The 24203-nt window shown below is 70.6% G+C and carries 21 protein-coding genes; 14 read left to right on the top strand and 7 right to left on the bottom strand.

Annotation, left to right across the window (positions count from 1 at the left end):
• Nucleotides 1-85: 85 nt before the first annotated feature.
• Nucleotides 86-1207 carry an acyltransferase gene (locus tag AB0D59_RS11955; RefSeq protein WP_362563965.1) on the top strand — a complete coding sequence of 374 codons (1122 nt, stop codon included), beginning with the start codon at nt 86-88 and terminating at the stop codon, nt 1205-1207.
• Between the two features lie 4 nt (nt 1208-1211).
• Here the strand turns inward: AB0D59_RS11955 and AB0D59_RS11950 are convergent, their stop codons facing one another.
• A complete protein-coding gene (locus tag AB0D59_RS11950; protein WP_362563964.1) occupies nt 1212-3344 on the bottom strand; it encodes a discoidin domain-containing protein in 2133 nt (710 codons plus the stop codon).
• Between the two features lie 177 nt (nt 3345-3521).
• Nucleotides 3522-4226, bottom strand: coding sequence for an SDR family oxidoreductase (locus AB0D59_RS11945; RefSeq protein WP_362563961.1), 705 nt, complete (start codon nt 4224-4226; stop codon nt 3522-3524).
• A 289-nt stretch (nt 4227-4515) separates the two neighbouring features.
• Here AB0D59_RS11945 and AB0D59_RS11940 point away from each other — a divergent pair, with 289 nt between their 5' ends.
• Both AB0D59_RS11940 and AB0D59_RS11935 read left to right on the top strand, forming a co-directional pair.
• Nucleotides 4516-5436, top strand: coding sequence for an SGNH/GDSL hydrolase family protein (locus AB0D59_RS11940; RefSeq protein WP_362563959.1), 921 nt, complete (start codon nt 4516-4518; stop codon nt 5434-5436).
• Nucleotides 5437-5570: 134 nt separating this feature from the next.
• Nucleotides 5571-6062, top strand: a complete 492-nt coding sequence (locus AB0D59_RS11935) for a peptidylprolyl isomerase (protein WP_360478482.1) — start codon at nt 5571-5573, stop codon at nt 6060-6062.
• A gap of 43 nt (nt 6063-6105) precedes the next feature.
• Here AB0D59_RS11935 and AB0D59_RS11930 read toward each other — a convergent pair whose 3' ends face one another.
• The 4 genes from AB0D59_RS11930 to AB0D59_RS11915 form a co-directional block, all read right to left on the bottom strand.
• Complete coding sequence (locus AB0D59_RS11930; RefSeq protein WP_362564176.1) at nt 6106-7110, bottom strand: MASE1 domain-containing protein; 1005 nt, start codon at nt 7108-7110, stop codon at nt 6106-6108.
• 190 nt (nt 7111-7300) lie between these two features.
• Nucleotides 7301-8128, bottom strand: coding sequence for a PP2C family protein-serine/threonine phosphatase (locus AB0D59_RS11925; RefSeq protein WP_362563956.1), 828 nt, complete (start codon nt 8126-8128; stop codon nt 7301-7303).
• 185 nt (nt 8129-8313) lie between these two features.
• Nucleotides 8314-9417, bottom strand: a complete 1104-nt coding sequence (locus tag AB0D59_RS11920; RefSeq protein WP_362563953.1) for a GNAT family N-acetyltransferase — start codon at nt 9415-9417, stop codon at nt 8314-8316.
• Nucleotides 9418-9727: 310 nt separating this feature from the next.
• Nucleotides 9728-11539 carry an FAD-binding dehydrogenase gene (locus AB0D59_RS11915; RefSeq protein ID WP_362563951.1) on the bottom strand — a complete coding sequence of 604 codons (1812 nt, stop codon included), beginning with the start codon at nt 11537-11539 and terminating at the stop codon, nt 9728-9730.
• A 329-nt stretch (nt 11540-11868) separates the two neighbouring features.
• On the opposite strand from AB0D59_RS11915, the gene AB0D59_RS11910 reads away from it, so the two are divergent.
• Genes AB0D59_RS11910 through AB0D59_RS11890 form a run of 5 tightly spaced genes read left to right on the top strand, consistent with a single transcriptional unit; the run spans nt 11869 to nt 17669 of the window.
• A complete protein-coding gene (locus tag AB0D59_RS11910) occupies nt 11869-12960 on the top strand; it encodes a substrate-binding domain-containing protein (RefSeq protein ID WP_362563949.1) in 1092 nt (363 codons plus the stop codon).
• A 23-nt stretch (nt 12961-12983) separates the two neighbouring features.
• Entirely contained in the window at nt 12984-14072 is a 1089-nt protein-coding gene (locus AB0D59_RS11905) for a mandelate racemase/muconate lactonizing enzyme family protein (RefSeq protein ID WP_362563946.1), read from the top strand.
• On the top strand, nt 14069-15133 hold the full coding sequence (locus AB0D59_RS11900; RefSeq protein ID WP_362563944.1) for an ABC transporter permease: 1065 nt from the start codon (nt 14069-14071) through the stop codon (nt 15131-15133). Before AB0D59_RS11905 ends, AB0D59_RS11900 begins: the two co-directional genes overlap by 4 nt.
• Entirely contained in the window at nt 15130-16149 is a 1020-nt protein-coding gene (locus tag AB0D59_RS11895; protein ID WP_362563942.1) for an ABC transporter permease, read from the top strand. Before AB0D59_RS11900 ends, AB0D59_RS11895 begins: the two co-directional genes overlap by 4 nt.
• Nucleotides 16146-17669 (top strand): sugar ABC transporter ATP-binding protein, encoded by a 1524-nt coding sequence (locus tag AB0D59_RS11890; protein ID WP_362563939.1) that lies wholly within the window; start codon nt 16146-16148, stop codon nt 17667-17669. The genes AB0D59_RS11895 and AB0D59_RS11890 overlap by 4 nt, the downstream gene beginning before the upstream one ends.
• A gap of 73 nt (nt 17670-17742) precedes the next feature.
• Here the strand turns inward: AB0D59_RS11890 and AB0D59_RS11885 are convergent, their stop codons facing one another.
• Nucleotides 17743-18501, bottom strand: coding sequence for a GntR family transcriptional regulator (locus AB0D59_RS11885; RefSeq protein WP_362563936.1), 759 nt, complete (start codon nt 18499-18501; stop codon nt 17743-17745).
• Nucleotides 18502-18659: 158 nt separating this feature from the next.
• Between AB0D59_RS11885 and AB0D59_RS11880 the strand changes: the two genes are divergently transcribed.
• The 6 genes from AB0D59_RS11880 (at nt 18660) to AB0D59_RS11855 (ending at nt 24158) form a co-directional block, all read left to right on the top strand.
• Nucleotides 18660-19394, top strand: a complete 735-nt coding sequence (locus AB0D59_RS11880; RefSeq protein WP_362563933.1) for a DUF2071 domain-containing protein — start codon at nt 18660-18662, stop codon at nt 19392-19394.
• A 119-nt stretch (nt 19395-19513) separates the two neighbouring features.
• On the top strand, nt 19514-20734 hold the full coding sequence (locus tag AB0D59_RS11875) for a chitinase (RefSeq protein WP_362563931.1): 1221 nt from the start codon (nt 19514-19516) through the stop codon (nt 20732-20734).
• Between the two features lie 129 nt (nt 20735-20863).
• On the top strand, nt 20864-21640 hold the full coding sequence (locus tag AB0D59_RS11870; RefSeq protein WP_362563928.1) for a polysaccharide lyase family 7 protein: 777 nt from the start codon (nt 20864-20866) through the stop codon (nt 21638-21640).
• An 87-nt stretch (nt 21641-21727) separates the two neighbouring features.
• Nucleotides 21728-22528, top strand: a complete 801-nt coding sequence (locus AB0D59_RS11865) for a DUF4389 domain-containing protein (protein ID WP_362563925.1) — start codon at nt 21728-21730, stop codon at nt 22526-22528.
• Between the two features lie 42 nt (nt 22529-22570).
• Nucleotides 22571-23026 (top strand): hypothetical protein, encoded by a 456-nt coding sequence (locus tag AB0D59_RS11860; RefSeq protein ID WP_362563924.1) that lies wholly within the window; start codon nt 22571-22573, stop codon nt 23024-23026.
• Nucleotides 23027-23180: 154 nt separating this feature from the next.
• Complete coding sequence (locus AB0D59_RS11855) at nt 23181-24158, top strand: hypothetical protein (protein WP_362563921.1); 978 nt, start codon at nt 23181-23183, stop codon at nt 24156-24158.
• Nucleotides 24159-24203 lie beyond the last annotated feature (45 nt).

The raw sequence follows: 24203 nt of genomic DNA, 5'->3' as shown, positions 1-24203 counted from the left end.
TTTCATACGAGGCCGGAATGAAAGGTGTGGAACGGGCAACGTTCCGTTTCATGCTCCACGCGCGAACCCTCCGGCAGGTGACTCGATGACGACGGCGACCACGGCCCCTCCGACCGCTCCGGCCGCCGCGCCACCCTCCCGTACCCAGCCGTCCGCCCCCGCCCCCTCGCTGCCGTCCCTCACCGGGCTGAGATGGATGGCGGCACTGCTGGTCTTCGGACTGCACGTGCACAACTTCCGTTACTTCGGCGGCACCGGCGCCCGCTTCATGTCCTGGGGATTCGAGGCCGGCGCCTCAGGGGTGTCGTTCTTCTTCGTGCTGTCCGGGTTCGTCCTGATGTGGTCCGGGCGGCCGGGCGACCGGGCACGGCGTTTCTGGTGGCGACGCGTCGCCCGGGTCTACCCGGTGCACCTGGTGACCGTCGTCATCGCCCTGGTGATGGCCCTCACGCTGCCCCGCCAGCCGAAGCCGACCCTGCCGCAGGGCCTGGCCGACGTCTTCCTGGTGCACTCCTGGTGGCGGCCGTGGTGGCAGACGCTGGACCCGGTCAGCTGGTCGCTGGCCTGCGAGGCCTTCTTCTACGCCGCGTTCCCGCTGCTGGCCCTGGTGCTGCGCCGACTGGACGTGCGGGGCGCCAGACTGCTGGCCGGGCTGTCCGTGCTCGCGGTGCTGGTGCTGGCCTGGACGGACTCCCACCACTGGTGGGACCAGCCGATCAGCTCCTTCCCCGCGGCCCGGCTGCCCGAGTTCGTGCTCGGCGCGGCCGCCGCGCGGCTGGTGCAGCTCGGCCGCTGGCGCGGCCCCGGTCTGGAGGCATCGCTCGCGCTGGCGATCATCGGTTACTTCCTGGTCCCGCAGTTCACCGACGAGTACGCGGCCACCGCCTGCACCATCATGGGCTTCGCGCTGCTCATCCCGGCGGCCGCCCTCGCGGACCTGCGCGGGCTGCCCTCGCTGTGGCGCCGTCGGTGGCTGGTGCGCCTCGGGGAGCTGTCGTTCGCGTTCTACATGGTCCATCTGCTGGTGCTGCGGGCGGGCACCCACCTGCTCGGCACCCGCCCGCGCTTCGGCCTGCTCACCGGGGCGGCCGCCGCCACCGTCGCGTTCGCCGTGTCGCTGGGCCTGTCCTGGCTCCTCTACGAGGGCGTGGAGCGGCCCGCACGACGGCTGCTGCTGCGGCGCCCGGCCCGGCGGACGACGGCCTAGCCGGCTACGGGAACTGCGTCACCTTGGAGGGGGTCGTGCTGGTCCCCGAGGTCGGCGATCCGGTGGTGTTGACGACGTGGGCGTACTGGCCCATGCCACCCAGCGAAATCACCAGCAGGTCGTGCATCTTGATCCCCGAACCGGTCGGCACCTGGAAGCCGTTGGACTGCACGATCGACGGATCGGCCGTGTAGTTGCAGTAGCTGCCAAGACCCCATGCCTCATGGCTGGTCACGGTGTCGGCGACCTTGTAGGCCGCGTAGCCGACGACGCCGTCGTGGGTGATGGCGGCGGCGTTCGGGGCGTCGTAGGCCTTCTCGTTCTGGAAGAAGATCGTGCGCCCTCTCTCCCCGTTCCAGTAGACGTCGTACTTGTTGAAGTGCTCGACGAACAGGCCGGTGGCGAGGACGTCGTTGCCGTTGACCCTGAGGCCGTAGTCGGCGCGGTTGGTGTCCCAGCCGACCCCGCTGCCGTGGTCGGCGCGCCAGAGCCAGGTGTGGTCGATGATGACGTTGTTGCTGTTGACGACCACGGAGTTGGTGGCGAGGCCGGGTCCGGCACCGCCGACGCGGACGAACACGTCCTGCATGCTGGTCGGGTTGGCGGAGTGGTCTGCGGTGGAGCCGGGGTCGCCGATCCGCAGCAGGGTGTCGGAGTTGACCGAGCCGGCGTCGATGAGGAACCCGGCGAGCTTCACGCCGTCGACGTCGGCCACGTGCATGGCGTCGATGCCGTTGTCCGGAACCAGGGTGGCCAGGCCCAGGCCGAGGACAACGGTGTTGGCGCGGGTGACGTTGATGGTCTGGTTGAGGTGGTAGACGCCCGGGGTGAAGAGCAGGTTGAGGCCCTGGGCGAGGGCCTGGTTGATGGTGGCGGCGGTGGCGCCGGCCTTGACGACGTAGAACTGGTCAAGCGGCAGCGAGGTGCCCGCGTTGGTCGGCCAGGAGACACCCCGGGCGTTGGTGCGCTTCGCCGGGACGAAGACCTTGTAGGTGCTGCCGTCCAGGTACAGGAACGGCTTCTCGCGCGAGACCGGGGTTGTGTCCAGCGTGGTGTACGGGCCGGAGTCGAAGTTGGTCGCGGGTGCGCCCTGGACGCCGGAGAAGGTCATGTTCCAGACGCCGTTGGTCCAGCCGCCGACCGAGCTGTCACGGGTGTACCACTGCTGCTGGGAGTACGGGCCGACCGTGCCGTCGATCTTCGAGTCGGCGATGTAGCCGCCCGAGGCCCAGCCGTAGCCGTTCGGGGCCAGGTTGAGGCCGCCCTTGACGTGGATGCGACGGAAGGGGGCCGCCTGAGCCACGGCCCAGCGGTCCGTCCCGTTCGACGGTGTGATGGCGAGGTTCTCCGCCGAACGCCAGAAGTTCTGCGTGGCGTTGCCGTTGAACCAGCCGGCGTCGACCGTCACATCACCGTTGATCTGGGTGTCGTCGGGGTTGAGACCGAGGCCGGAGATCGAGGTGTAGAAGCCGATCTGGGCGTTGATGCCGTTGTAGGTGCCCGGCTTGAGCAGGAACTGGTAGCGGCCGGTGCCGAACTGGGCCGACTCCTGCTGGGCGAAGACGGAGTCGAACTTCTGCTGGAGGTTCGGCGTGGACGGGTCGACGACGATCACGTTGGGGCCGAGGTCGCCGCCGCCCTGGACCGGGGGTGTGCCGGTGGTGGTGCCGAAGACCTGGAACTCCCAGAGCGAGTAGCCGTACTGGGTGGCGCGGTGCACGCCCTGCATCCGGACGTAACGGCCCTGGCCGGAGACGGAGAGGGTGTCGGTGCCGCCGTCCCCGCCGGTGACCGACGTGAGGTCGGTCCAGCTGCTGCCGTTCGCGGAGATCTGGACCTTGTAGTCCTTGCCGTAGGCGGTCTCCCAGTTGAGGACCACCTGGGAGACCGTGGCGGTGGCGCCGAGGTCGACCTGAAGCCACTGGTCGTCGGTGAATGCCGACGACCAGCGGGTGCCGGTGTTGCCGTCGACCGCGTTCGCCGCGGCGGTGCCGGCGTTCTCCTCGGAGGAGGCGGTGGCCGTCTTCCCCTGGGACAGGGGCGTGTCGGCGGCCTGGGCCGCCGGCGCGTGCACGGTGGGCAGGGCGAGCAGCGCCGCCATGGCGGCGAGCGCTACGCCCAGGGATCTCAGTCTCATCAGCGGCTCCCTGAGATGGGCACGGGACACGCCCGACGGGCGTGCCTCCGTGCTTAGTTCAGGATTTGATTTAAGTGATGAGGCAACCGGGGGACAACCCTTCGGCACCGGAATTCTCGACGGCCGCCCCTTCGCGACCGGGCGAAGGGAGGCCGACGGGCGGTCAGGGGGACCGGGTCACCGGGCGGCGAGTTGCCGGTACATGGCGGCGGGGTCGCCGGACAGGGCGCCCTTGGCCCAGCGGGTGAGCTCGTCGGCGAGTACCTCGAAGGCGTCCGACTCGACGCCGTCGAGGGCGGCCGCGGCGATGTCCCGCGCCTTCGCCTTGGGCGCGTCGACGTGGGCCGCCATGTCGGTGTCGACATAGCCCATGTGCAGGCCGGTGACGCCGATGCCCTGCGGCTGGAGCGCCAGGCGCAGGCTGTTGGTCTGCGACCAGAAGGCCGATTTGGAGGCGCTGTAGGCACCGCCTTCGGCCACCCAGGACAGCACCGAGTGGACGTTCAGGATGTGGCCGCCGCCATTGCGCTCGATCAGCGGGACGAAGGCGCGGGTGAGCAGCAGCGGCCCGTAGAAGTTGATCTCGAACTCGCGGCGGATGTCGTCGAGCGAGGAGGTCAGGAAGCGGGTGCCGGTGGCGACCCCCGCGTTGTTGACCAGGATGGTGACGTCCTGGGCCTGCTCGGCGACCGCGGCCACCGAGTCGGGGTCGGTCACCTCCAGCGCCAGCGCCACCGCGTCGGGGTGGGTGACGGAGCGCGGGTCGCGGGCGGTGGCGTAGACCTTGCTCGCGCCGCGTGCGTACAACTCCTCCACCAGCGCCTTTCCGACGCCCCGGCTGCCGCCGGTGACGAGGACGACGGAACCCTTGATCGCGGTCATGACACTCACACTCCAGAGTAGGGACAGAGTCAGGAAACCGATCGGTTTCCGACGACTGCGACCATCGTAAACCGATCGGTTTCCCCTTTCAATCGCGGAGGGTGACACCTGCCCCCGGGGCACACCGGATGCCCTTACGGGCAGGGCGGGTTACTCGATCCAGTTCATTGCGTCCGACCTCTGGCTCCGGACTCCTACCGGGCGGTATACAGACCCCCGACACACACACGCGTGCGGGCCGCCCGTCGGGACCGGTTCCGTGCGCGTCCTGGTTCCAGGGGGGATCTCCATGGCGTACGGCACCTCGTCCGACGGTTCGGCGAGACGGCACCGGCGCAAGGCCGCCGTGGCGGCGGCGCTGGGCGGCTGCGCCCTGGTGGCCGCGTCCACGACACCGGCCGCGGCGCACGGCGGCGACCACCACGGCGGTCACGACCGCGGTACGAGCTACGCGGCGCTCGGCGATTCCTACACCTCGGGCCCCGTGATCCCGACGCAGGTCGACGCCGACTGCGCCCGCTCCGACCACAACTACCCCTCGCTGGTGGCGGCGGCGCGGCATGTCAGCGCGTTCAAGGACGTGAGCTGCGGCGGTGCGACGACCGCGGAGATGTGGAAGGCGCAGGGCACCAACGGCCCTCAGCTCGACGCCGTCCGGCGGGACACCGACCTGGTGACGGTCCAGATCGGCGGCAACGACATCGGGTTCAGCTCCATTATCGGCACCTGCGCGACGCTCGGTGCCACGGACCTGACGGGCAACCCCTGCCAGCGGTACTACAACGCCTCCGGCACCGACCAGCTGACGATCAGGATCGCGCAGACCGCGCCCAAGGTCGACAAGGTGCTGCGGGCCGTCCGCGCCCGGGCCCCGCACGCCCGGATCCTGGTCGTCGGCTACCCCGACCTGCTGCCCGACGACGGCAGCGGCTGCTATCCGACGGTGCCCTTCGCCGCCAAGGACTTCCCCTACCTCCGGGACGTCGGCAAGCGGCTGAACCTCATGCTGCGCATGGTGGCCGCGTGGAACGGCGCCCGCTACGTGGACACCTACGGCCCGACCGTCGGCCACGACATGTGCAAGGCCCCCGCCGACCGCTGGATCGAGCCCCTCCAGCCGACCTCACCGGCGGCTCCCGCCCACCCCAACGCCAAGGGCGAGGCGGCCATGGCCGGGGCGGTACTGGAGCGGCTGGACAGTCGCTACTAGCCGCCGGTCGGTAGCGGCTCGGGCCCCGTGTCCCACCGGGATGCCGGCGCCCGAGCGGCTCGGACGGCCCGACACCCCGGTCCGTCCGCACCCATGGGAGGGACCGGGGGACGGTTCGCGATAGGTTGACCTGCATGAGCGACAACGTTTATTTCGACATCTCGATCAACAACGAGCCGGCCGGCCGGATCGTGTTCAACCTGTTCGACGACGTGGTCCCGAAGACGGCCCGCAACTTCCGTGAGCTCGCCACCGGGCAGAACGGCTTCGGCTACGCCGGTTCGGGGTTCCACCGGGTCATCCCCCAGTTCATGCTCCAGGGCGGTGACTTCACCCGCGGTGACGGCACCGGCGGCAAGAGCATCTACGGCGAGAAGTTCCAGGACGAGAACTTCCAGCTCAAGCACGACCGCAAGTACCTGCTGAGCATGGCCAACGCGGGCCCGCACACCAACGGCTCGCAGTTCTTCGTCACCACCGTGCTGACGCCGTGGCTGGACGGCAAGCACGTGGTCTTCGGCGAGGTCGTCGAGGGCTCGGAGATCGTCGACAAGATCGAGGGCTACGGCAGCTCCAGCGGTGCGCCGAAGGCCAAGATCGAGATCACGGCCAGCGGCACCGTCTGACAACGGCCCCCCACACGTGAACGGTGACCGGGCGACCGCCCGGTCACCGTTCGTCCCGTGCGCGCCGGAGTTCCTCGACCTCCGGCGGGGCGCGACCGGCCGGGTGATCGTGCGCGCTGAGGTGTTCCAGGGCCTCGGCGAGTTCCTGGCAGGCCTCCTCGACGGAGAGCCGGGTGTGGTGCTGCTCGGTGATCACGGCTGAGAGCAGCAGCGCGGTCAGGGCCAGCGCGCCGTTGAACAACTGCAGCTTCAGCATCACCTCGACGGGGGACAGCCCGGCGAACGCGCCGACGCCGTCCGTCGCGGCGACCGTGGCCATGACAGAGGTGAACAGGGCGGACAGCATGCTTCCCGCCAGCCGGAACCGCAACGCGGCCCAGATCAGCAGCGGGTAGACGAGGAAGAGCGCGCTCAACGAGCTGTGCGTGGCCACCGGGACCAGGACGGCCGTGACCACCGCGAGGGCCAGCGCCTCCTTCCGGCGGGCCGGCGAGGGGAACCGGCGGGCTTCGAGCAGCACCAGCAGGACCGGGGCGACGATCAGGACGCCCATCGCGTCGCCGGCCCACCACGCCAGCCAGATCGGCCAGACGCCGCTCACGGCGAGCTTCCCGGCGAGGATCAGCGTGACCACGTCGATGGTGGAGCTGATCAGCATGGCGGCGAGCGCCCCGAGGAACACCAGGGCGAGGCCGTCCCGCAGCCGGCTCAGGTCGGTCCGGAACCCGACCCGCCGCAGCATCACGTAGGCGCAGACCGGCCCGGCCGTGTTGCCGAGCAGAATGCCCACGATGTCGGGCCCGGGCGTGCCGATGGACAGCACGAGGAACAGGGCGCCGAGCGAGATGCCCGGCCAGCAGGCCAGACCGAGGACCAGCAAGCAGGCCAGCGCCACGCCGGTCGGCGGATAGATCGGGGTGAAGACGGCGCCCTCGACGGTGAGCCGGCGCAGCAGGCCGAGCCGCCCGGACGCGAAGTAGCAGGCGGCGACGGCCAGCGTCCGAAGGGCGTAGACGGCCGGGCGGCGCGGATCCTGGATACCCACCACAGCAGCCATCAGACACCGAGGCGGCCGGGTCGGCGAGGCGGGAGCCGCCTGCGGCTGACGTGCCGGGCCCAGGCCGGCCGCCGACGCCCCCGCGTTCGAGGGGAACAACCACCGCCGGGCCGTCGCCCACGCCCCCCAGCTGACGTACCCGGCCGACGGCCGTGCCGCCGGCGCGTGGGGTCGAGGGCCCTTACGGTGTGAGGTCGAGGCCGTCGTGCCCCACGACCAGGACCGCCGCGTCGTCCTCGTGGCCCACCTGTTCCGCGCCCTTGATCACGGCGGCGGCCAGGGAGTGTGCCTCGATGCCGGCGACGGCGGCGATACCGGCGAGCCGTACCACCTGGTCGAGCCCCTCCTCGATGCTCATCGACGGCCCTTCCACCACCCCGTCCGTGAGCAGGACGAACATGCCCCCGGTGGTGAGCCGGAACCGGGACACCGGGTACTCGATGCCCGGTTCGATGCCCAGCGGCGGCCCGCCCTCGTCCTCGCCGACCCCGGACTTTCCGTCGGCGGTGGCCCAGACGAACGGGATGTGGCCGGCCCGGGCGCTCTCCAGGACCCCGGTCTCCGGGTCGAGCCGCATGAACGTGCAGGTGGCGAAGAGGTCGCTGCCGAGGGAGACCAGCAGGTCGTTCGTCCGGGCGAGCAGTTCCCCCGGCTCGCTGGTCACCGAGGCGAGCGCCCGTAGCGCCGCCCTGACCTGGCCCATGAAGGCGGCCGCCTCGATGTTGTGGCCCTGGACGTCGCCTATGGACAGGCCTATGCGCCCGTCGGGCAGGGTGAAGGCGTCGTACCAGTCGCCGCCCACGTTGAGCCCGTAGGTGGCGGGCGCGTACCGGACGGCCAGGTGGAAGCGGGGGGTGTCGGGCAGGTCGCGCGGCAGCATGCCGCGCTGGAGTGCGATGGCCAGCTCGACCTGGGAGCGCTGGTACTCGGCCCGCTCGCGTGCCTGTGCGGTGAGCGACCTGAGTCTGACCAGCAGCTCGTCGTCGTCCATTGAGCGCTTGCGGGGCATGGATCACTCCGGCCGAGGCGGCAGCCTTCCAGGGCAAACCCCTGAATTCTCACCTTTACAGGATCATAGTGCGAATGGCGGGCGGGAGGTCGGCCGCCCCGGCGACGGCCGGGCGTGGCCGGCCGTCGCCGTCCTGACCACGGGACGGCCCGGCGGGCGGGGCTCGCGGTCAGGACCGGGGGGGTTCACCCCTGGCGGATCCCGTCGGGGCGGCGCGAGGCGCGCAGCGTGCCGACCGTCTTGAGCAGCCGGTCCGCCGGATCGCGCAGCCGGGGATGGGCGAGGACGGTGTTGCGCAGGCCGCGGACCGGGCGGCGCCACAGCCGGTGCGCGGCCGCCACCGGATGGGTGCGGGTGGCGAATCCCTCACCCACCCGCAGTTCGCGGGTCTTGAGCCAGTCCTTGTACTCCTTGTCCCCGCGCCCGAGGTCGACGAGGGTCACACCGCCACGCGCCGCGCCCTCGGCGGTGCGCAGATGCATCATCAACCCGGGCGAGTAGTAGTGCAGTTCGGGGTCGTAGGCGGTGAACCAGGCAGCCAGTACGGTGCCCGAGCGCGGCCCGAAGTGCGCGGCCACCGGGCGGTCACCCGCGTAGAGCACGGACAGCACGCCGGTGAAGTGTTCCTCGCGGACATGGAAGAGATGGTCCACGAGGTCGACGATCCAGGGGCGGGCGAAGCGGTCCATGCGTCCGGTCCGCCGGTACTGGGCGGACTTCCAGCGCATCAGGGTGCGCAGGGCCGCCGGGTCGCGCTCGTCGAACTCGAAGCGCAGGTCGCCGATGTCGCGGCCGAGGCGCCGTTCCTTCTTCAGCGTGGTCTTCGCCAGGCCGGGGTAGGTGGCGCGCAGCCACTCGGGGTAACCACCGTCGCCGGGTTTGACGTCGATCACCGGCGAGGCGAACGTCCCGGTGACATGGCCGGCGAACGGTCCCTGCTCGGCGACCAGATGGTCGAACTCGAAGATGGACATCCCGCACGCGCTCAGCAACTCCTGGGCGTCCCAGGTGACTCCGGGACGGTGCACCAGTGCCTGGCAGTCGGAGAGGCCGAGGCCGACGGCCCGGCCCACGCCGAAGGCGTTGCGCTCGTACGGGAGGAAGCCGACGGGTTCGCCGCCGTCGCGCAGGACCGCCACCCGTACGCCCCCGCGGTGTCTGCCGACACCGATCGTGAACTCCGGGGCCAGAAAGGGATTGGCGTACTCCGGTGAATCGTCCATCGCGTGGTGCCAGGCCCGGCGGAGTGACTGGGTCAGCTCGCCGGGTCTGTGGATCGTGATGTCCACCTCAGATCAACCGCCCTTCGGTTGACGAGGTGTGTGGCGCATGACTCCGGGACCGACTCCCGGACGGGCCTCTGCACTGGCCTCTGGATCGCACGGGCGACCACTCCCCCCCATAACGCGGATTCCGCGTTCCGCCGTTGCTACGAACAGCTCCTGTTCCCCGCCGTACACCTGCTGTCCGCGACCGGCGACGGGGTCGCCGGTCCGGAGGTGTCGCTCAAACGTCGCGAAACAGTACGCACGCTGTCAAGGGTGCCACTGTCACGGCGGGATGGGGGTGGGGTGACTCGGACTTTCCCGGTGCTTTCCGTCAGGTCGCCGTCGCCGCGGCCGCCGCCCGGCCCGCCTGCCGGCCCGAGAAGAGGCAACCGCCGAGGAAGGTGCCCTCCAGCGAGCGGTAGCCGTGCACCCCGCCGCCGCCGAAGCCGGCGACCTCACCGGCGGCGTACAGACCGGCGATCGGGGAGCCGTCGCTGTTCAGGACGCGTCCGGAGAGGTCGGTCTGGAGGCCGCCGAGGGTCTTGCGGGTCAGGATGTTGAGCCGGACGGCGATCAGCGGGCCGGCGCTGGAGTCCAGGATCCGGTGGATCGGCGCCGTACGGCTGAGGGAGTCGCCGATGTAGCTCAGGGCGTTGCGGATGCCCTGGACCTGGACGTCCTTGGTGTACGGGTTGTCGATCTCGCGGTCGCGGGCCTCGATCTGCCGTTTGAGGTCGGCGAGGTCGATGAGGTGGTCGCCGGTCAGCTTGTTCATGCCGGTGACGAGGTCGGTGAGGTTGTCGGCGACCACGAAGTCGACGCCGTTGTTCTTGAACTTCTCGATGGGCTCCGGGGTCTGCCAGATCCGGGACAGCAGTTGCCAGACGTTCTTGTTGGTGAGGTCGGGGTTCTGCTCGGAGCCGGAGAGCGCGAACTCCTTGGCGATGATCTTCTGGGTGGTGACGAACCAGGAGTAGTCGTAGCCGGAGGCGGTGATCGACCCCAGCGTGTGCAGGGTGTCGTAACCAGGTACGTCGGGGGTGTTGAAGCGTCGGCCCTTCGCGTCGAACCACATCGAGGACGGGCCGGGCAGGATGCGGATGCCGTGGTTCGGCCAGATCGGGGCGTAGTTGCGCAGGCCCTCGGTGTAGTGCCACATCCGGTCGGGGTTGACGATCCGGCCGCCCGCCTGCTGGGTGATGGCCAGCATCCGGCCGTCCACGTGCGCGGGGACCCCGGTCACCATGAACTTGGGCGGGTTGCCGAGCCGCGCCGGCCAGTTCTGCCGTACGAGGTCGTGGTTGGCTCCGATGCCGCCCGAGGTGACCACCACGACCGGGGCCCGCAGTTCGAAGTCGCCGACGACGGTACGGCTGCTCGGGGTGCCCCGGGCCGCGCTGCTGGGCTCCAGGATCGCGCCCCGCACGCCGGTCACGGCACCCGCGGTGGTCACCAACTCGTCCACCCGGTGGCGGAACCTGAAGGTCACCTTGCCGGCGGCGACCGCCGCCCGCACCTTCTTCTCGAAGGGTTCGACGACGGCCGGCCCGGTGCCCCAGGTGACGTGGAAGCGGGGCACCGAGTTGCCGTGGCCGTCCGCGAGGCCGCCGCCGCGCTCGGCCCAGCCCACGATCGGGAACCACTGCACGCCGAGGCCGGAGAGCCACGAGCGCTTCTCGCCGGAGGCGAAGTCCACATACGACTGGGCCCACTTGTAGGCCCAGTAGTCCTGGCCCCTCGGGTCGTCGACGTCCCGGTCGAAGCCGGCCGTGCCGAGCCAGTCCTGCCAGGCGAGGTCGTGGGAGTCCTTGACGCCCATCAGCCGCTGTTCGTCGGAGTCGACGAAGAAGAGCCCGCCGAAGGACCAGAACGCCTGGCCGCCCAGGCTCGCCTCCGGTTCCTGGTCGAGGAGCAGCACCTTGCGGCCGGCAGCGGCGAGTTCGGCGGTGGCGACCAGGCCGGCGAGGCCGTGGCCGACGACGATCGCGTCCGCGTCCTGGGACTCGGCGGCGGACGCCCCCGCCTGACTGAGGGCCATTCCGGCGAGCGTGCCGCCTGCCACCGTCAGCACCTGACGGCGGGTGAAACGGGACGACTGCTCGGCGCCGTTGGTCGCGTCGGCGCCTGCTCTGGGATTCTCCATGGGTGGGGGTGCCTTCCGTACGGATGCGGGCGGTGCGGGAGACATGTCCGAGACTGCCGAGACGGCAGGGTGTTACCGACGGTAGCCCAAGGTGGCGGGCGGCGGCCAGAGTTCTGCACAGAGGGATTGTCAGATAGCCCAAGGCAGCGACAGGCCCACCATGAGCAAGCGGTTTCCTATAGGATTCTGCGCGTGCCGGGTGAATCCGGACCGAGATCGGCCTACGTCTCCGCTGATCAAAACCGTTCTTGTCACAAACCTTGACGCACGCGCCTCCCTGACCCACGATCTCCGCATCGATTTCCTATCTGATTCAGCAGGGGTGGGCGATGCGCTTCCCGACCAGATCCGTCCTGCCCGGGCTTCTCACAGCGGCCTTGCTCGTCGCGGGGACGGCGGCCTGCACCTACCGCAACGCCCCCGGCCCCGCCGCCGGTCAGGCCACGACGGGCCAACGGACCGGCGGCGGTGCCGAGTTGACGGACGGCTCCCGGACCGAGGTCGCCCTCGTGCCCGGGGGTGCCCATCCCTACTTCCAGCCCTGGAAGGCGGCGGGCGCCGGCGCGAAGAAGACGTACCGACTCGGGGCCGTCACCTTCGACGAGACGGCCGAGTGGGACCAGCAGAAGCAGAACAACCTGCTGTCCACGCTCGCGGCGCGCGGCTACAACGCCTTCGGCGTGTTCGGGGTCTCCCCCACGGACATCAACACGACCTTCGCGGACCTCAAGTCGCAGGGCTTCCCGGTGGCCTCCCTCGGCTCCTGTCCGGCGGGCGGCACGGACGAGGCCGACTTCTGCCTCTCCACGAACGTCGAACTCGCCGCCTACAAGGCCACGAAGGCGGCCATCGAGGCCATGGGCGGCAAGGGCACCCTGGTCCATCTGACCGGCAACAACGTGGATGCCAACACCCAGTTGCGGATCAAGGGCGTCGCCCGGGCGGTCAAGGAGTCCGGCGGCAAGGTTCGGCTTCTGCAGACCGTCACCGACATCGACACCGACCTGGGGACCGCGCAGAAGGCGGTGTCCGACCTGATGGCGGCGAAGGGCGCTCAGATCACCGGCATCGTCGCCACCGCCTACAACCCGGCCGTCGCCGCCGCCGACGCCGTCAAGTCGTCCGGGTCGAAGGCGAAGGTCATCGCCATCGACGACGACGCCAAGATCCTCAGCGGCATCAGACAGGGCACGGTCACGGCCACCGTCGTACAGAACCCGGTCGGCCAGGCCGAGATCGGCGTCTGGGCCCTGGCCCTGCTCCAGACGAAGCAGTGCACCGTGCGCGACCCCGGGGTGGAGGTGGACTCCGGCTCGTTCGTCGTCGACGAGGCGAACGTGGCCGACTACGACAAGGCCCGGCAGGCGAAGACCGCGCAGCTCAAGCAGGATTTCGCCGACAAGATCCTCGCGTGCGGCTGACCGCCCCGACAGAACGGACATCGATGACCCTCATCACGACCGCCACCGCCAGGCTGGCCGACATCGCCGTCGAGACGAACCGTACCGACGCGGTGCAGTCCTTCGTCAAACAGGAGACCGTCCTGGTCGACCTGGAGACGGCGGACGGCCTCACGGGCACCGGCTACGCCTATACGATCGGTACCGGCGGCACCTCCGTACTGGCTCTGTTGCGCGACCATCTGCTCCCCGCCCTGGTCGGGCAGGATGCCCGCAACGTCGAGGCCCTGTGGCAGCGACTGTTCGCGCTCACCCGGGCCACCACCACCGGAGCCATCACCTCCCTCGCACTCGCCGCCGTGGACACCGCCCTGTGGGACGTGCGCTGCAAGCGGGCGGGCGAGCCACTGTGGCGGCTGGCCGGCGGACACCGTCAGGAGGTCCCGGTCTACGACACCGAGGGCGGCTGGCTCCATCTGAGCACCGAGGAACTGGTCAAGAGCGCCCTGCGGGCCCAGGAGGCAGGCTGGGCGGGCGTCAAGATCAAGGTGGGCCGGCCGCATCCCGCCGAGGACGCGGAGCGGCTGCGCGCGGTGCGCGAGGCCGTCGGCCCCGCGCTGCACATCATGACCGACGCCAACCAGTCCCAGACGGCGTCCTCGGTGCTCCGGCTCGCGGCCGCGCTGGAGCCGTACGCCCCCTACTGGCTGGAGGAGCCGCTCCCGGCGGACGACATCAGCGGTCATGCCCGGCTCGCCCGGGCCACCGGGATCCCCGTGGCGGTCGGCGAGTCCATGTACTCGCTGACGCAGTTCCGGAGTTACCTGGAGGCCGGCGCCGCCTCCGTCGTCCAGGTCGACGCCGCCCGGATCGGCGGCATCACCCCGTGGCTGAAGGTCGCGCACCTGGCGGAGAGCCACAACGTGATGGTCTGCCCGCACTTCCTGATGGAGCTGCACGTCAGCCTGGCCGCAGCGGTACCCAACGGCAGCTTCGTCGAGTACATCCCGCAACTGCGGGCCGTGACCCGGACCGAGCTGACCATCCGCGACGGCATGGCGGTGGCCCCGGACGTACCGGGCATCGGCATCGACTGGGACCGGGACGCCCTCGACGACCGGAGGGTGGCATGACGACCTCGATCAGCCCACCGGAAACCGTGCCGGAGGAGAAGACAGCCGGTCACCGCATGCCGTTCTGGGTCAACCAGCGGCTCGGCCTGCTGGTCCTGGTCATCGCGCTCGGCATCCTGTTCGGCGTGCTGCGCCCTGCCTTCCTCGACCAGCGCCTGGTGCTCTTCCCGCTGCTGCGGGACGTCGCCACACTGACCGTGGTGGCGCTCGCCCAGATGGTCGCCCTGTCCGTGGGGCACATGAACCTCGCGGTCGGGCGGATGGCGGCGTTCGGTGCCATGTTCGCGGGGCTCGGCTACGACCGGCTCCATCTGCCCATGCAGGCCGGGCTGTTGCTGTGCCTGGTCGCGGGCGCGGTGATCGGCGCGGTCACCGGCTGGCTGATCGCCCGGACCGGGGTGAGTTCCTTCGTCGTGACGCTGGCGATGGACTTCGCCCTGCTGGGCCTGGTCTCCCTCATGTACTCGGCCCTCACCGAGGACGCCGCCTTCACCACCCGGCCGGCCGGAATCGACGCACTGAGGTCCTACTCCCTCGCCGACATCTGCGTCGGACCGATCTGCGGCTCACCGGCGATCCCGCAGCTGGCCCAGTTCACCGTGCTGGCCATGCTGGGTCTCGGCTTCCTGTACGGCTGTACGCGCATCGGCAGGGAGCTGCTGCTCACCGGGGCGAACCCGGCCGCCGCCGAGCTGTCCGGCATCCCCACCGGACGCCGGGTCCTGCTCGCCCACACCCTCTCCGGGCTGCTGGCGGCGCTCGCCGGCTTCATGGCCGCCGCCGGGACGGGCACGTTCCGCGCCTCCATCGGCGACGACTTCATGCTGCCGTCCTTCCTGGGCGCGGTGCTCGGCGGCACCCTGCTCACCGGCGGGGTGGTGTCCGTCCTTGGCACGCTCCTCGGCACCGCGCTGGTCGGCGTCATCCGCAAGGGGCTGGACCTGCTAGGCGTCGGCCTGGAAAGCCTCAACATCTACCTCGGCTGCATCCTGCTGCTGGCCCTGTCGGCCGACCGGATCCGCACCGTGGTGTCCTATCGCAAGGTGGTGCGCTCCACATGAGTACGATCCGCGATCAGCGGAGCCGGGCCGCGGCGGTGCTGCACCGGTTCTCCCGTACGACGGCGGCCATGCTGCTGCTGGTGGTCGTGGCCGGCTCGGTGGCGCTGGAGGTGGCGTCGTCGGGTTCCTTCTTCGAGGGCCCCTCGGTGCGGGTCTTCCTGCAGTACCTGGCCACGCCCATCCTGATCGGCCTGGCGCAGATGGTGGCACTGTGCGTGGGCCAGCTCAATCTCGCCGTGGGCGCCCTGGGCGGTTTCACCGCCTGTCTGACGGGGGTCCTGATGGCCGATCACGGGGTGCCGGCCGTGGTCGCCGTGCCGGTGGGGCTGCTGACGGCGACGGCCGTCGGACTGGTGACCGGTGTCGTCATCGTGGCCACGCAGATCAACGGCTTCATCGTCACCCTCGCCACGATGACGATCCTGCTGGGCGCGCAGTACCGGCTCGTCGGCACCCGGACCGTCGACGGCTACTCCGCCACGCTGCGCGACCTGGGCACGGCGGCGCCGCTGGACATCCCGCTCGTCTTCGTCACGGCGATCATCGCGGCGGTCCTGCTGGGCGGGTTCATGTACCGCACGGTCGCGGGACGGCGGCTGCTGGCCGCCGGCGGCAATCCGCTGGCCGCCCGACTGTCCGGTATCTCCACGAACCGGCAGATCGTGGCCGCGCACACGCTGTCCGGGCTGCTGGTCGGGGTGGCCGCCGTGACGGCGACCGCCGCGCTGCCGGGCGTCAACCGCAGCGTCGGCGGTGACTGGCTGCTGCCGAGCTTCGCGGCGCCGATCATCGGCGGTGTCGCGCTGACCGGCGGCTCCATCGCCGTGTTCGGGACCGTGCTGGCGGCCTTCGTGACCCGGCTCATCGACGCGGCACGCGCCCAGTTCTCGCTGGACCCGAGCTGGGTGAACCTCCTGATCGGCCTGGTGGTCCTCGGCACGGTCGCCGGCGGGCACCTGAACCAGACCCGGTTGGCGAAGACCACGCCGTCCCCGCAGCCAGGAGGTGCACGGTGAACACGGTCCTCCTCGAATGCCGCGACCTGGTCAAGGTCTTCCCCGGCGTCCGCGCGCTGGACGGCGTGGGGCTGCGGCTCACCGCCGGCAGCGTGCACGCGCTTCTCGGTGAGAACGGCGCCGGCAAGTCCACCCTCATCAAGGTCCTTACCGGGGTGCACGCCCCCGACGGCGGCGCCCTCACCTGGTGCGGCGAACCGGTGCAGCTGCGCTCGCCGCTGGAGGCGACCCGCACCGGCATCGGCGTCGTCCACCAGGAACGCAATCTGATCCCCGGCTTCTCGGTGGCCGAGAACATCACCCTGCAGAAGCCGCCCTCGCGCCGTGGACTGGTCGACTACGCGGCCATGACCGAGCCGGCCGTCGCCTGCCTCACCGAGCTGGGCGTCGACCTCGATCCGGACCGGCCGGTGCGTGAACTGTCGGTCGCCCAGCAGCAGTTGGTGGAGATCGCCAAGGCCCTGTACACCGAGAGCCGGGTGCTGCTCCTGGACGAGCCCACCGCCTCCCTGTCCCCCGAGGAGACGGAGCGCCTGTTCGAGGTGATCCGCCGGCTGGCCGAGCGCGGCGCCTGTGTCGTGTTCGTCAGTCACAAGCTGGAGGAGGTCTTCGCCGTCTGCGACACCGTCACCGTGCTGCGGGACGGGAGGTCGGTGCTGGAGTCCTCGCCGCTGGCCGACCACTCCCACGACGACATCGTGGGCCTCATGGTGGGCCGCGCCCACGCGGCGGCCGAGATGCGGCCGCGTACGGTCGACCGGTCCGCCGCGCCGGTCCTGGAGCTGGAGGCGGTCGCCACGGCCGGCGGGCACCGGGACATCAGCCTGGCGGTGCGGCCCGGGGAGATCGTCGGTCTGTACGGGCTGGTGGGCGCCGGGCGGAGCGAGCTGGTCAAGGCGGTGCTCGGCCTGGACCGCATCACCGGCGGCGAGGTACGGGTGCACGGCAGGCCGGCCCGGATCGCCTCGCCGCGGCAGGCGCTGCACGAGTTCGGCATCGGGTATGTGACCGAGAACCGCAAGGAGGAAGGCGTCTTCCTGGAGCAGCCGATCGTCCGGAACATCACCGTGACGGTGTGGCAACGGCTCGCGAAGGCGCTCGGATTCGTCTCGGCACGCGAGGAGCGCGAGGTCGCCCAGGACCTCGTCGGCCGGCTCGGTATCCGGATCACCGGGCTCGCGCAGAACGCCGGTGAACTCTCCGGTGGCAACCAGCAGAAGGTCAGCCTCGCCAAGTGGCTGGCCGCCGACACCCGGCTGCTCGTCGTGGACGAGCCGACGGTCGGCGTGGACGTCCGCACCAAGCGGGCCTTCCACGAACTGATCTGGGATCTCGCCCACGACGGCCTGCCCATCCTGCTGATCAGCAGCGATCTCGCGGAGATGGTCACCCTCGCCGACCGGATCGTGGTCATGACGGACCACCGCGTCCGCGGCGAGGTCGACAACGACCGTGACTACGACCGGATGAGCGGCCGGATCATCCGCCTGATCCACGCCCACGACACGGTGCGCTCGTGAGGCGCGGCGCGGCCGGGGTCGTGAAGCGCGGCGCGGCAAGGGTCATGGGATAGCCGGGCGGCTCGCGGTCGTCCTACCCCTGGTCTTGGCCCTCGCCCTCGATCTCGCCCTCGCCCTCGCCCTCGCCCTCGACGAGTTGGCGTTCCATGCTGCGGGTGAGGTGGTCGGTCATCGCCTCGGCCGCCCGCTCGGGGTTGCGCCGCAGTACGGCCCGGACGATCCGCTCGTGCTCGGCGACGGTCGGGCCACCGGCGCCGACCACGTTGCTGAGCCGGAAGATGTGCAGGTGGGCGTGGAGGCGTTCCACCGCGTCCACGAGGAGCGGGCGGTGCGCGGCCTGTCCGATGGCCTCGTGGAAGCGCTGGTCGAGCGCGGCGAAGTCGCGGTAGGAGGCGTACCGGCCGTTCGGGCTGGGCTGGACCTGCATCTCCTCGACGATCCGTTCGAGGGCGTCGAGCTGGTCCTCGGTGGCGTTGACGGCGGCCAGGGCGGCGGCTCTGGGCTCCAACAGCAGTCGCATCTCGAAGAGTTCCGCGAGGCCCTGGCGGGTGAGCAGCTCCGTGGCCCGGTATCCGGACAGGGCGCGTTTGACGACCAGTCCGTCGGACTCCAGCCGGGCCAGGGCCTCCCGGACCGGGGTGGGCGAGACCTTGAGGGTGCGGGAGAGCGCGTCGATGCCGACACGGGCGCCGGGGGCGATCTCGTGGTCCATGACCATCGCCTTGACGCTCTCGTACACGCTGTCCGACAGCGCCTGCCGGACGGGAGGCGGCTCGTCGTGCTCCTCGCCCTGCGCCGGGGCCCCGGCCGCGGAAGAGCTGTGCGACGGCATCCCGGCTCCTCTTTATCAAGGCCTGTGTGTCGCCTACAGTTTACCCAGGTGGGCGCGGTGAGAGGCCCGAAAGCCCTGATCACGCGGGGGCGGCGACGGCATCCGGTCCGCGCACCCCCCGCACCGCCGCCTCGTACTGGCGTGCTAGGACCCTGCCCATGGAACCCGAGCCGATCACCACCTCCACTCCTCGGCCCGTGCGACGGCCGACCCAGGTGCAGGGCTGGCACGAACTCACCTTCCTGCACTGGCCGGTGGAGCCGGATCGGGTGGCCGGGCTGCTGCCCGCCGGCACCCGGCCGGACACCCTGGACGGGGTCAGCTACGTCGGCCTCGTCCCGTTCCTGATGCGGGGCGTCGGCGCGGGCCCGGGACCCGGGATGCCGTACCTGGGGACCTTCTGCGAGACGAACGTACGGCTGTACTCGTTGGACGAGCGGGGCCGGCGCGGGGTGGTGTTCAAATCCCTGGACGCGGCCCGACTGCTCCCCGCGCTGGCAGGCCGGCTCGGGTTCCGCCTGCCGTATATCTGGTCCTCGATGCGGCTGCGCCGTGAGGGCCAAGTGATCACCTACACCTGCCGGCGGCGCGGACCGGCCGCCGCCAGCCGGGCGGTCATACGGAGCGGGCCGCCGATCGCCGAGCCGTCGCCGCTGGAGCACTTCCTGACCGCACGCTGGGGGCTGCACGCCACCTGGCACGGGCGCACCATGCATGTGCCGAACGAGCACGCACCCTGGCCGCTGCACCGGGCCGAACTCCTGGATCTGGACGACGACCTGGTGGAGGCAGCGGGCCTGCCCGCACCTGCCGGGCCGCCGGTCAGCGTGCTCTGGTCCCCCGGTGTGAAGGTGCGGTTCGGGCGGCCGACACTGCTCCGGCACCCTAGGTAAAGAATTCGTATGGTCTAGTCCAAAGTGCACTTTGGTCCAGTCCAATCTATTGACGTGATCGCGACACCTCCGGAAGCTGGGGCACCACCCCACCTCCCCCGCCCTCCCTGGAGGCACCAGTGAGACCCCTTCGCGCATGTCTGGGCGCGGCGGCCGCCGTCACCCTCGCCGCCGCCGGCACCACCGCGCTCGTCGCGAGCGACGCCTCGGGCGCGACCACCGCGCTGAGCAACCGGTGGTACGCGGCCGCCCCCTATCTGATGCCGCTGGACAACAACCCGCCGAACGCGGCCACCATCATGGACGCCACCGGACTCAAGGCCTTCCAGCTGGCGTTCGTCCTGGCCCCCAACGGCGGCGGCTGCTCCCCCACTTGGGGCGGCACCGCGGCGGTCTCCTCGGACACCGCCGTCCAGTCGGTCATCAACACCATCCGCGCCAAGGGCGGCGACGTCTCCGTCTCGATCGGCGGCTACGGCGGCACCAAGCTCGGCCAGACCTGCACGGACGCCGCCTCCACCGCGGCGGCCTACCAGCAGGTCATCACCAAGTACGGGCTGCACGCCATCGACTTCGACCTGGAGGAGCCGGAGTACGAGAACACCGCGGCGATCAAGAACGAGATCGGCGCCGCGAAGATCCTCCAGCAGAACAACCCGGGCCTGTACGTCTCCGTCACCACCGCCGGTACGGCGGACGGGACCGGCTGGTTCGGCAAGCAGATGCTGCTGGAGGCGAAGTCACAGGGGTTCACTCCGAACAACTTCTCCATCATGCCGTTCGACGGCGGCTTCAGCGGGGCGGCGGCGCAGACCAGCGCGCTCACCAACTTCAACTCGATCCTCCAGTCCACCTTCGGCTGGGACCAGGCGACCGCCTACGCCCACGAGGGCTTCTCCGGGATGAACGGCCGCAGCGACACCGGCGAGTACTTCACCCAGGCCGACTTCCAGACGGTGCTCGACTACGCCACGAGCCACAACATGGACCGCTTCACGTTCTGGTCCCTGAACCGCGACCGTCAGTGCACTCCGGCCGACAACAACGGCACCACCTCCGGGACCTGTTCCAGCGTGGCGCAGAGCGACTGGGACTTCGCCAAGTACTCGGTGAAGTTCGCCGGGGTCACCCCGCCGACCGGCACGCCCACACCCACCCCCACGCCGACCCCGACACCGACGCCCACCTCCTGCAAGACCGCGTGGAGTTCGACGGCGGTGTACACGGCCGGCAACGAGGTCTCGTACAACAGCCACAACTGGAAGGCCAAGTGGTGGACCCAGAACGAGGTGCCCGGCGCCTCGGAGTGGGGCCCCTGGCAGGACGAGGGCGCCTGCTGAACCTCTTGACGGGATTGGTTCGGACCTTTAGCTTCACGGGTCATCGACGGTTATGGATGCGTCCGGAGTTCACGGATCTGAACATCAGGTGAGTTCCGGACGCAGCCCTCTTCCGAAAGGACCCCCCACGTGAACCGTTCCCGGCTGCTCGCGGCTCCGGCCGCCGCGGGCCTCGCCCTCGCCCTCGTCCTGCTCACCGGCGGCAGCGCGGGCGCCGCGGACCCGAGCAAGGCGCCCGGCGGCAACTTCGACCTGTCCATATGGCAGCTCCAGGAGCCGGTGGGCTCCCCCGGCTCGCCGACCACCATCCCCTCGTCCCGGCTGCAGGGCGCAAGCGGCTACCAGGACGCGTACTTCTACACCGACACCCGCGACGGCGCGATGACCTTCTGGGCGCCCGAGAAGGGCGTCACGACCCCGAACTCCAACTACGCCCGCTCCGAGCTGCGCGAGATGAACCGCGACGGCAGCGCCGCCAACTGGTCGCTCAGCGGCAGCCACAGGATGAGCGCGACCCTGCGAGTGGTCTCGGTGACCAAGAACGTGTGCGTGGGCCAGATCCACCTGGGCACCGGCGGCTCCTCCACCAAGCCCCTGCTGGAGCTGTACTACCACTCCAACGGCGACATCGTCCTCGGCACCGAGAACTCCCCGTCCGGCGGCCAGACCACGCACACCGTGGGCCATGTGTCGATCGGCAAGACCTGGACCTACACCATCGCCGTCTCCGGCGGGAACACCATCGACCTGACCGTCAACGGCACTACGACCCACTACGCCATTCCGTCCTCCTTCAACCCGTACAAGCAGTACTTCAAGGCGGGCTCGTACAACCAGTCGTCCTCCGACAGCACGACCAACGGCGCCCGGGTCGCGTTCTACGGTCTGACCGTCCAACACGGCTGAGTTCGGCCGCACGGGCCTGGCGGGGGCGGAGGTTCCGCCGCACGATGGTGGTGCCATCCGGGCCGCGGCCCGACGACGGGAGGACTCATGAGTCAGAGCTGGGAACCACGTCCTCCCGTCACGGCCGACGGCGCCGAGTGGCGGCCCGCGCTGGACATCCCGGCACCCGGGCCGCAGCGCCGCTGGACGGTGCTGCTGCGCTGGCTGCTGCTGATCCCGCAGTTCATCGTGGTCTTCCTGCTGGGCATCGCCGCGTTCTTCGCGACGGTGGCCGGCTGGTTCGCGGCGCTCGTCCTGGGCCGGCTGCCCGACGGGATCGCCGAATTCCTGGGCAAGTACCTGGCGTACGAGACCCGGGTGGTGGCCGGCTCGATGCTCCTGGTGGACCGCTATCCGCCGTTCGCCCTGACCGCGCCGGAGTACCCGGTGCAGATCGAGCTGCGGCCCACCACCCTGAACCGGCTCGCGGTGCTGTTCCGGCTGATCCTGATGATCCCGGCGTGGATCGTCGCCAACTTCGCGGCGGCCGGCTGGTTCGCGATCGGCTGGATCTTCTGGATCATCGGGATCGTGCTGGGGCGGCTGCCCGGGCCGGTCTTCGCTGCGACTGCGGCGGTCGCCCGCTACCGGATGCGGTTCGGCGCCTACGCCGGCATGCTGACGCCCGTCTATCCCAAGGGGCTGTTCGGCGACCAGCCGGCCGCCAAGGCGGAGGAGGCCCGCTCCGCGACCCGGCCACTGCTTCTGGACACCGCCGCGAAGGTCCTCGTCTGGGTCTTCCTGGTACTCGGCCTGCTCACCCAGGTCTTCTCCCGCCCCTCCGGCGACTACGACGACAACGGGCTCGCGAACCCGGCGCAAGTGGTACATCCGGCGGGACGGTCGTAGCGTCGAAGGGAAGGAAGAACGGCGGAACTGGTGGGAGCGACCATGCGCAGACCAGTGGTGGGAACGGCGATCGGACTCGGGGCGGCCCTGCTGCTCACGGCGGGCATGACGACGGCCTCCGGGGCGACTCCGCCGACACCGGCCGCGTCGCGGGCGGTCCAGCACCCCGTGCTCGTCGACTGCCTCTGGCACCAGCGGTTCCGGCCGACCGACTTCATGCTGGCCTGCGGTGACGGCAACAGCCTGCTCACCGGCATGCGCTGGACCCAGTGGAACGACAACACGGCGGTCGCCCAGGGCGTGAACGCGGTCAACGACTGCAAGCCGTACTGCGCGGCCGGCCACTTCCACAAGTACCCGGTGACGATACGGCTCGACCGGCCGACGGCCTGGACGAAGCATCCGAACGTGGAGCAGTTCACGCGGATGAGCCTGAGCTACGCCGGTGCCAAGCCGGAGGGCTACACGCAGGTCATGAACTACCCGCTGTGGAACTGAGCGGGACCGTCACCCGGCTGCGCGGCAAGCGGGGCCACGCCGTGCGCCGGGCGGGCGACGTCCCGGCCGGGGCTGCCCCGGCCGGGGACCGACGAGCCGTCATGTTGGTGTGACCGGTACGCCGGAGCTTCGCGCTCCCGTCGAAAGAGGTCACATGCCCCGATTTCTCCGTCCGGCCGCCGTCGCCCCGGCCGCGGTCGCGATCGGCCTGTTCGCGGCGGCTCCGGCCGCGGGCGACGAGCCGGTCGTCTCCAATGCACACGTCATCGCGCACTTCGATCTGGCCGCCGGGCAGACGCCCGAGAACGTCGTCACCGAGCGGGGCGGCTCGGTCGACGTGACCTTCGCGTCCGCCCGGCAGGTCGCCAAGGTCACCCGGGAACGCCGGGTCCGGGTGCTGGCGACCCTGCCCGCCGAGGAACACCCCCGCACGTCCCTGATGGGCGGCGCCGTCACCCTCGGCCTGGCCCGCGCCCACGACGGCACGCTGTACGTCAACTACGCCACCGGCACCGGCAGGACCGGCGTCTGGCGCGTCCCGGCGGGCGGCGGCACGCCCGAGCAGATCGCCCAGTTGCCGTCGGACGGCCTGCCCAACGGCCTGGCCCTCGACGAACGGCACGGGGTGCTCTACGCCGCGGACTCGGCGCTGGGCACGATCTGGCGCATCCCGCAGGCCGGCGGCACGCCGACGGCCTGGGCCACGGGCACCGCCCTCACCGGGCTCCCGGCGCCGGCCAGCGGATTCGGCGCCAACGGGATCAAGGTGCACAAGGACGCGGTCTGGGTGACCAACAGCGACCGCGGGACCCTGCTGCGCATCCCGGTGGGCGCCGGCGGCTCGGCCGGGGCGACCGAGACGCGGGCGACCGGCCTCACCGGCGTCGACGACTTCGTCTTCCCCGGGCACTCGGACGTCGTGCTCGCCGCGCTGAACCCGACCAACGAGGTCGTCATGGTGCCCCCGGGCGGCGTCCGCAGCACCGTGCTCACCGTGCAGGACGGCCTGTCCAACCCGACCTCGCTGGCCGTGAACGGCCGTGAACTGTTCGTGGCGGGCGGCGCCTACTCCACCCAGCGCGACCCGAACCTGCTGAAGGCGCGTCTGGGCGCCCACTTCGCCCGCTCCTAGCCGACGAGAGGAGGACCGGCGGCGACCGACCGGTCCTCCCCTCGC

Source organism: Streptomyces sp. NPDC048417, assembly GCF_040651615.1.
Classification (GTDB): Bacteria; Actinomycetota; Actinomycetes; order Streptomycetales; family Streptomycetaceae; genus Streptomyces.
This window is presented reverse-complemented; position numbering and strand designations above follow the sequence as displayed.

What these genes read in the sequence shown, in the direction of transcription:
- AB0D59_RS11855 (WP_362563921.1), top strand. Translation starts at nt 23,181, where the DNA reads ATGCCCCGATTTCTCCGTCCGGCCGCCGTCGCCCCGGCCGCGGTCGCG.
- AB0D59_RS11905 (WP_362563946.1), top strand. Translation starts at nt 12,984, where the DNA reads ATGACCCTCATCACGACCGCCACCGCCAGGCTGGCCGACATCGCCGTC.
- AB0D59_RS11950 (WP_362563964.1), bottom strand. Translation starts at nt 3,344, where the DNA reads ATGAGACTGAGATCCCTGGGCGTAGCGCTCGCCGCCATGGCGGCGCTG.
- AB0D59_RS11925 (WP_362563956.1), bottom strand. Translation starts at nt 8,128, where the DNA reads ATGCCCCGCAAGCGCTCAATGGACGACGACGAGCTGCTGGTCAGACTC.
- AB0D59_RS11910 (WP_362563949.1), top strand. Translation starts at nt 11,869, where the DNA reads ATGCGCTTCCCGACCAGATCCGTCCTGCCCGGGCTTCTCACAGCGGCC.
- AB0D59_RS11915 (WP_362563951.1), bottom strand. Translation starts at nt 11,539, where the DNA reads ATGGAGAATCCCAGAGCAGGCGCCGACGCGACCAACGGCGCCGAGCAG.
- AB0D59_RS11945 (WP_362563961.1), bottom strand. Translation starts at nt 4,226, where the DNA reads ATGACCGCGATCAAGGGTTCCGTCGTCCTCGTCACCGGCGGCAGCCGG.
- AB0D59_RS11900 (WP_362563944.1), top strand. Translation starts at nt 14,069, where the DNA reads ATGACGACCTCGATCAGCCCACCGGAAACCGTGCCGGAGGAGAAGACA.
- AB0D59_RS11935 (WP_360478482.1), top strand. Translation starts at nt 5,571, where the DNA reads ATGAGCGACAACGTTTATTTCGACATCTCGATCAACAACGAGCCGGCC.
- AB0D59_RS11880 (WP_362563933.1), top strand. Translation starts at nt 18,660, where the DNA reads ATGGAACCCGAGCCGATCACCACCTCCACTCCTCGGCCCGTGCGACGG.
- AB0D59_RS11940 (WP_362563959.1), top strand. Translation starts at nt 4,516, where the DNA reads ATGGCGTACGGCACCTCGTCCGACGGTTCGGCGAGACGGCACCGGCGC.
- AB0D59_RS11895 (WP_362563942.1), top strand. Translation starts at nt 15,130, where the DNA reads ATGAGTACGATCCGCGATCAGCGGAGCCGGGCCGCGGCGGTGCTGCAC.
- AB0D59_RS11865 (WP_362563925.1), top strand. Translation starts at nt 21,728, where the DNA reads ATGAGTCAGAGCTGGGAACCACGTCCTCCCGTCACGGCCGACGGCGCC.
- AB0D59_RS11955 (WP_362563965.1), top strand. Translation starts at nt 86, where the DNA reads ATGACGACGGCGACCACGGCCCCTCCGACCGCTCCGGCCGCCGCGCCA.
- AB0D59_RS11860 (WP_362563924.1), top strand. Translation starts at nt 22,571, where the DNA reads ATGCGCAGACCAGTGGTGGGAACGGCGATCGGACTCGGGGCGGCCCTG.
- AB0D59_RS11885 (WP_362563936.1), bottom strand. Translation starts at nt 18,501, where the DNA reads ATGCCGTCGCACAGCTCTTCCGCGGCCGGGGCCCCGGCGCAGGGCGAG.